The 6,459-nt window shown below is 71.5% G+C and carries 6 protein-coding genes and 1 pseudogene; 5 read left to right on the top strand and 2 right to left on the bottom strand.

Translation table 11 applies throughout. The features are described from left to right. Both G3I19_RS33350 and egtD read left to right on the top strand, forming a co-directional pair. Window positions 1-433: pseudogene (locus G3I19_RS33350) on the top strand (hypothetical protein); the annotation flags it as partial. Beyond that, window positions 430-1,401, top strand: coding sequence for an L-histidine N(alpha)-methyltransferase (gene egtD / locus G3I19_RS33355; RefSeq protein ID WP_164267451.1), 972 nt, complete (start codon window positions 430-432; stop codon window positions 1,399-1,401). The pseudogene G3I19_RS33350 and the gene egtD, both read left to right, overlap by 4 nt. On the opposite strand, the gene G3I19_RS33360 is transcribed toward egtD, so the two are convergent. Continuing rightward, window positions 1,376-2,611 carry an extracellular solute-binding protein gene (locus tag G3I19_RS33360; RefSeq protein WP_239075005.1) on the bottom strand — a complete coding sequence of 412 codons (1,236 nt, stop codon included), beginning with the start codon at window positions 2,609-2,611 and terminating at the stop codon, window positions 1,376-1,378. The two genes, egtD and G3I19_RS33360, sit on opposite strands and share 26 nt — an antisense overlap. A 259-nt stretch (window positions 2,612-2,870) precedes the next feature. On the opposite strand from G3I19_RS33360, the gene G3I19_RS33365 reads away from it, so the two are divergent. Beyond that, window positions 2,871-3,086, top strand: a complete 216-nt coding sequence (locus tag G3I19_RS33365) for a dodecin (protein WP_164267453.1) — start codon at window positions 2,871-2,873, stop codon at window positions 3,084-3,086. 79 nt (window positions 3,087-3,165) lie between these two features. Beyond that, window positions 3,166-4,167, top strand: coding sequence for an MsnO8 family LLM class oxidoreductase (locus tag G3I19_RS33370; RefSeq protein WP_164267454.1), 1,002 nt, complete (start codon window positions 3,166-3,168; stop codon window positions 4,165-4,167). Between the two features lie 46 nt (window positions 4,168-4,213). Here G3I19_RS33370 and G3I19_RS33375 read toward each other — a convergent pair whose 3' ends face one another. After that, on the bottom strand, window positions 4,214-5,035 hold the full coding sequence (locus G3I19_RS33375) for a metalloregulator ArsR/SmtB family transcription factor (RefSeq protein ID WP_164267456.1): 822 nt from the start codon (window positions 5,033-5,035) through the stop codon (window positions 4,214-4,216). A 290-nt stretch (window positions 5,036-5,325) separates the two neighbouring features. Here G3I19_RS33375 and G3I19_RS33380 point away from each other — a divergent pair, with 290 nt between their 5' ends. Then, window positions 5,326-6,423: a 3-deoxy-7-phosphoheptulonate synthase gene (locus G3I19_RS33380; protein ID WP_164267455.1), complete on the top strand. Its 1,098-nt coding sequence runs from the start codon at window positions 5,326-5,328 to the stop codon at window positions 6,421-6,423. Window positions 6,424-6,459: the final 36 nt, after the last annotated feature.

Consider the following 6,459-nt stretch of genomic DNA (forward strand, 5'->3'; position numbering starts at 1 on the left):
ACCACTGGCCGCCACGCTCCCGGCCGCCGAGCTGCTCGGCATGGCGGCGCGCTGCGACTCCGCGCTGGTCTGGGCGCTCGTCCTGCACCGGCTGCGGGAGGGCGATCCGCTCGGCCAGGCGCTGGCCGACACCGTCACCGAACTCTCCGCGGCCGCGCCCGGTTCACGGCTGAACCTGCTGCTGACCGACGGAGCCACCATCGCCGCCACCGCCTGGGGCGACACCCTCTGGTACCTCACCGAGCCGGACACCGCCGGCGATGCGAGCGCCGGAGCTGCCACCGGAGCGAGCGCCGGTACGGCCGGCCGCACGGTCGTCGCTTCGGAGCCGTACGACGACGGTCCCGGCTGGCGTGAAGTCCCGGACCGCACCCTGCTCGTGGCGACCCGCACCGATGTCCAGCTGACCCCCCTCAAGGAGCCCACGGCGTGAGTCCCTTCCAGCTGACCCGCACCCTGCCCGAGGACGCGACGGACGCGGCACTGCGCGCCGATGTGCTCCAGGGCCTGACCCATACGCCCAAGACGCTGCCGCCCAAGTGGTTCTACGACGCACGCGGCAGTGAGCTGTTCGAGGAGATCACCGCACTGCCCGAGTACTACCCGACCCGGGCCGAGCGGGAGATCCTGCTCGCCCGCGCGGGCGACATCGCCGCCGCCACCGGTGCGCGCACCCTGATCGAGCTGGGTTCGGGGTCGTCGGAGAAGACCCGGCATCTGCTCGACGCGCTGCCCGAACTGGAGACGTACATCCCGGTGGACGTGAGCGGGAGCGCGCTCAGCGCGGCGGCGGACGCGCTGCTCGCCGAGCGGCCCGGGCTCACCGTGCACGCGCTGATCGCGGACTTCACCCGTGAGCTGGCGCTGCCGGCCGCGCCCGGCCCCCGGCTCGTCGTCTTCCTGGGCGGCACCATCGGGAATCTGCTGCCCCCCGAACGCGCCGCGTTCCTCAGGTCCGTACGGGGTCTCCTGGAGCCCGGCGACCATCTGCTGCTCGGCACGGACCTGGTCAAGGACGAGAGCGTGCTGGTTCCCGCGTACGACGACGCGGCCGGTGTCACCGCCGCGTTCAACAAGAACGTACTGAGCGTCATCGACCGGGAGCTGGGGGCGGACTTCGATCCGGCCGCCTTCGACCATGTCGCGGTCTGGGACGCCGGGAACGAGTGGATCGAGATGCGGCTGCGGGCACGCGCGGCGTTCACCGTGAAGATCCCCGAGCTGGATCTGGCGGTGCCGTTCGCGGCGGGCGAGGAGATGCGGACGGAGGTGTCGGCCAAGTTCCGCGAGGAGCGGGTACGGGACGAACTGGACGCAGCCGGACTGACGTTGCAGCACTGGTGGACGGACTCCGGCGGTCGGTTCGCGCTGTCGCTCAGCGGTCCACCAGCTCGTCGGTGAGGAGCTTCGACGCCTTCTTCGCGGCTGTTCCCGCGTCCTGGCCGGTGAGTACTTCCGTCATATAGGGCTTGATCGGGTTGTCCGCCTCGACCGCCGCCCAGCGCGGCGAGTTCGGGGTGGCCCGGCCGCGTGCCGCGCCGGCGGCCATCGCGGCCGTCCCCTCCTCGCCCTTGACCACACCCGCCAGCGTGGTCTTGTTGGGGACGTAACTCATGGTCCTGGCCAGCTCGGTCTGCCACTTGCGTCCGGCCAGGGCCTCGACGACCCCGACCGCCGCGTCACCGTGGCGTGCCTTGTCGGGAATGATCAGGTCGGAGCCCCCGGTGAACACGGCGGACGGCTTGGCCGCCGTCCGCCCGGGGATCGGGAAGAAACCGAGCTTGCCCTTGAGCCGTGGGTTGTCCTTGAGGATGGTCTGCGCCGTGCCGGGCACCGCGATGATCTGCGCGACGTCGCCCCTGGCGAACACGTCGGCCTGCTGCGGATGGGCCTCGTCCGCGTTCTTGGGGCCATCGCCGAGGCCCTGCAGCTCCTTGTAGAAGGCCATGCCTCTCATCGCGGCGGGGGTGTCGAGGGCGCCGGTGTAGTTGCCGCCGGCCTCCTCGGCCAGCTCTCCGCCCTCGTCCCAGATGAAGCCGGAGAGGGTGTACCAGTCCTGTCCGGCCAGATAGATGCCCTGCCGGCCGCCGCTGTTCAGCTGCTCGGTGTCCTTGATCCACTGCGTGCGTGTCCTCGGCACCGCGGTGATCCCGGCGTCCCGGAACAGGTCCTTGTTGTAGATGACGACGCGGTTGGCCGCGTACCAGGGAATGCCGTACTGGGCGCCGTTGATGCTCCCTGGGTCGGCGAGACCGGGCAGCCAGTCCTTGCTGCCGAGGTCGCGGACCGATTCGAGGGTGAGGTCGCGCAGACCGCCGCTCTCGGCGTACATCGCGACCTGGGTGTTGCCGACCTCGATCAGGTCGGGGCCGTCGCCGGAGCGGACGGCCGCTGTGACCTTGGCGCCGATTCCGCCCCACTCCTGGATGCGGACATCCAGCTTGATGTTCTTGTGCCCGCTCTCGAAGTCCTTGGTGAAGCGCTGGACGAAGCCGTCGGACGCGCTGCCCTTCATCAGCCACACCGTGACGGTGGTGGTGCCGCCGCCCGTGCCCGGAAGATAGCCGCAGCCGGTGAGCGCGCTCGCGGCCAGTGCGGTGGCGGCGAGCAGGGCGGCACTGCGTGGGGCGGTGCGGTGCGGGCCGAAGCGGCGGAGGCCGCTGAGGTGCGGGCCGGGACGGTTCTTCACGGAGGTCACCTCTGTCGTAAGGAAACGGCAGTTCATGACCCGACGTGGGGGAAGCGCGGACGGCTCGGACGGGTTGGCTGGATTTTGGTACAGACCAATCCCCGCGGTCAAGGCCCCGGCGGCGCCGCGCGGAGTACGGCCGTGTGCGGCACCGTGGAGGAAGGCGACGAAAGGAGCGGTCATGACGGAGCACACCTACCGGGTGACGGAGATCGTCGGCACCTCCCACGAGGGCGTGGACCAGGCCATCCGCAACGGTCTGGGGCGCGCGGCCGGCACGCTCAGGGGCCTCGACTGGTTCGAGGTCACCCAGGTGCGCGGGCAGATCGTGGACGGCCGGGTCGAGCACTACCAGGTCGGCCTCAAGGTCGGCTTCCGGCTGGAGGACCAAGGGTGAACCCCGGCACTCCCCCACCGGTGCGAGCCCGCGGGAGCCGGTGGGGGAATGCGCGCCGGGCCGGGACGTTGACCCTGTTGTGAGTTCTGCGATCTCCTCGACCCGTTTCTCCGTACTGGACCGCTCCCGCACCCGCGAGGGAGGCGACGGGCCACAGGCCCTGCGGGACACCGTGCGCTTCGCGCAGCAGGCCGAGGCGCTCGGCTACCACCGGTTCTGGGTCTCGGAGCACCACAGCGTCCCCGGCGTCGCGGGCTCGGCGCCCACCGTCCTGGCCGCCGCGGTCGCTGCCGCCACGTCGACGATCCGGGTGGGCACCGGCGGGGTGATGCTGCCCAACCACCGGCCGCTCGTCGTCGCCGAGCAGTTCGGAGTGCTCGAAGCGCTCTTCCCCGGCCGGATCGACATGGGCCTGGGCCGGTCGGTCGGCTTCACCGACGGCATCCGCAGGGCGCTGGGACACGGCAGGGAGGACGCCGACGACTTCGCCGGGCAGGTCGCCGAGCTGCTCGGTTACTTCACCGGGGACCAGACCGCGCACCCCCAGGTGCACGCCCGGCCGGCCGAGGGGCTCCGGCCGCCCGCCTTCATCCTGGCGACCGGCGCCGGAGCCCGGGTGGCCGCCGCTGCCGGACTGCCGCTGGTGATCGCGGCGGTCCGGGGCGAGGACGAGATGCTGCGCGCGGTGGACGGCTACCGCGCGTCGTTCCGCCCGTCGGCCTGGGGCGAGCGCCCGTACGTCGTGCTCTCGGGCACCGTCGCCGTGGCCCCCACCACCGAGGAGGCCCGCCGGATCCTGCTGCCCGAGGCGTGGTCCACGGCCCGCTCGCGCACCCGTGGCAGCTTCCCGCCGCTCGCTCCGGCCGAGCGGATCGCCGGGCTGCGGATGACCGAACGGGAGCGGACCCTGTTCGAAGAGGCGCAGCGCGGCCAGCTGCACGGCACCGATGACGAGGTGGCGGAGGGACTGGAGAAGGTGCTGAGCCGCAGCGGCGCCGACGAGTTCCTGGTCACGACCAGTACGTACGACCGTACGGCGATGCTCGACTCCTACCGGCGGCTCGCGCGGATCACCGGCTGAGCGGACGACTGCCGGGCGGACGGCTGCTGAGCCGCCGCGCCCGGCCCTATCCGGACGAAAGGGGCTGCCCGGCGGCCGCCCCGCCGCCTTCCAGCAGGGTCTTCAGCTCCGAGAGGATCACCACCCAGCCGCCGCTGACGCCCTCCAGCATCTTGCTGTCCTGGCTGTCGAAACCGTCGTGCGTGATGGCCAGCTTGACCCCGGCGGACGGCGTCGGGGCAGGCTCGATGTCGAAGGTGACCTTCGAGCGCTCCTGGCGGGCCGCCTCGAACCGCTCGTCCGAGATCTCGTCGAACAGCTCCCGGTGCATGGACTGGAGCGTGTGCCAGGTGTACGAGAGCCGCTTGCCCGGTTCGGCCTCCAGGACCCGCTGCCCGAGGTCCTCGAAGTCGCCGTCGGGCCCCATCTTCCACTCGACGACCGAGCCCGGCGCCCAGTCCGAGCGGGGGCCCCAGCCGTCCATGTAGTGCTTGACGAACTCCCAGTCGGTCAGGGCCCGGTAGAGCTTCTCGGGGGTGGTCCTGATGTAGATGACGTAGACGAATTCCGGCTTGTCCATGGCTGGTCCCTCCAAGGAACGCTTCAGCTCCGAGAGCGCCTTCAGCCGCCCTCGTTCGTACCGGCCGATCCAGCGGTCGGCTATCTCCTGGATGGGCACGGGGTTGAGGTAGTGCAGTTTCTGTCTGCCGCGTCTGACAGCCGTCACCAGCTGGGCCCCGGCCAGCACCGCGAGGTGTTTGCTCACCGCCTGCCGGCTCATGCCGAGGCCCTCGCTCAGCTCCCGCAGGCTCTGCCCGTTCCGGGCATTGAGCCGGTCCAGCAGCCGCCTCCGGTTCGGATCGGCCAGCGCCCTGAACGCCTCATCCATGCTCACACCCTCAGAATACGCAACCATTTGGTTGCCTATCAAGCGGAGCCTCCCCGTCCGGGTGCCGCTCCGGTTCTGCTACGGTTTTCGCATGTCAGTGATCCGTTGGTATCAGCGCTATGAGCCGGCTCCGGGTGGAGCCGGAGGTCACCTGCGCTGACCGACCGATCACCCGGAGCCAGCAAGGCAGAGACACCCCGTCTCTGCCTTTCGTCGTACAGGCGGGCTGGTACCGGACGGCGTGCACTCCACGCACAGGGCCTCCCGCCGCAGCAAGAACGGGAAGCCCCATGAACACCCCCGCCCCCACCACCAGCACATCCGGCACGTCCGGCACCGGCGATCTGCGCGTCACCGGCTTCCAGCGCCTCGTCGCGCCGTCGGCCCTGCGCGGCGAACTCCCCCTGGACGCCGAGCGCGTGGCGCTGGTCCGCGACAGCAGGCAGGCCGTGCGGTCCGTGCTCGGCGGCGAGGACGACAGACTCCTGCTCGTCGTCGGCCCCTGCTCGGTCCACGACCCGGCTGCGGCACTGGACTACGCCCGGCGGCTCGCGGCCGCCGTCGCCCCGCTCAGCGGTGAGCTCTGCGTCGTCATGCGTGTCTACTTCGAGAAGCCCCGGACCACACTCGGCTGGAAGGGCCTCATCAACGACCCCGGCCTGGACGGCTCACACGATGTGGAGCGGGGGCTGCGCACCGCCCGCCAGGTCCTGCTGGACGTGCTCGGCACCGGGCTGCCCGTCGGCTGCGAGTTCCTGGAGCCGACCGGCCCGCAGTACATCGCGGACGCGGTGACCTGGGGCGCGATCGGCGCCAGGACACCGGAGAGCCAGGTGCACCGCCAGCTCGCGTCCGGTGTGTCGATGCCGGTCGGATTCAAGAACGCGACGGACGGCGACGTCCAGCCCGCGATCGACGGCTGCCGGACGGCGGCGGGCAGCCATGTGTTCTTCGGGGTCGACGGCGAGGGCCACGGCTCGGTCGTCTCGACGTCCGGCAACCCGGACTGCCATGTGATCCTGCGTGGTGGCCGCGGCGGGCCCAACTACGGCCCGCAGGACGTCAGCGACGCACTCGCGCTGCTGGACAAGGCGGACATGCCGGGCCGGCTGGTCATCGACGCGAGCCATGCCAACAGCGGCAAGGACCCGGTCCGTCAGGCGGAGGTCGTACGGGAGATCGCCGGCCGGGTGACGGCGGGCGAGCAGGGCATCGCCGGGCTGATGCTGGAGAGCTTCCTGCTGGAGGGCCGCCAGGAGCCCGGCCCGCTCAGCACCCTGACGTACGGCCGCAGCGTGACCGACGCCTGCGTCGGCTGGGAGGAGACCGAGCGGCTGATCGGCGAGCTGGCCGCGGCCGTCGTGCGACGGCGGGGCGCCGGACGCTGACGGCGGTGGGGCGCCGGCCACACGGGGGCGGCGGTG

This window comes from Streptomyces sp. SID10853 (genome assembly GCF_010548145.1).
In the GTDB taxonomy this organism is placed as follows: domain Bacteria; phylum Actinomycetota; class Actinomycetes; order Streptomycetales; family Streptomycetaceae; genus Streptomyces.

Bases quoted from the DNA above. Each gene is read 5' to 3' on its own strand.
- G3I19_RS33375 (WP_164267456.1), bottom strand. From the start codon at position 5,035: ATGGATGAGGCGTTCAGGGCGCTGGCCGATCCGAACCGGAGGCGGCTG.
- G3I19_RS33380 (WP_164267455.1), top strand. From the start codon at position 5,326: ATGAACACCCCCGCCCCCACCACCAGCACATCCGGCACGTCCGGCACC.
- G3I19_RS33365 (WP_164267453.1), top strand. From the start codon at position 2,871: ATGACGGAGCACACCTACCGGGTGACGGAGATCGTCGGCACCTCCCAC.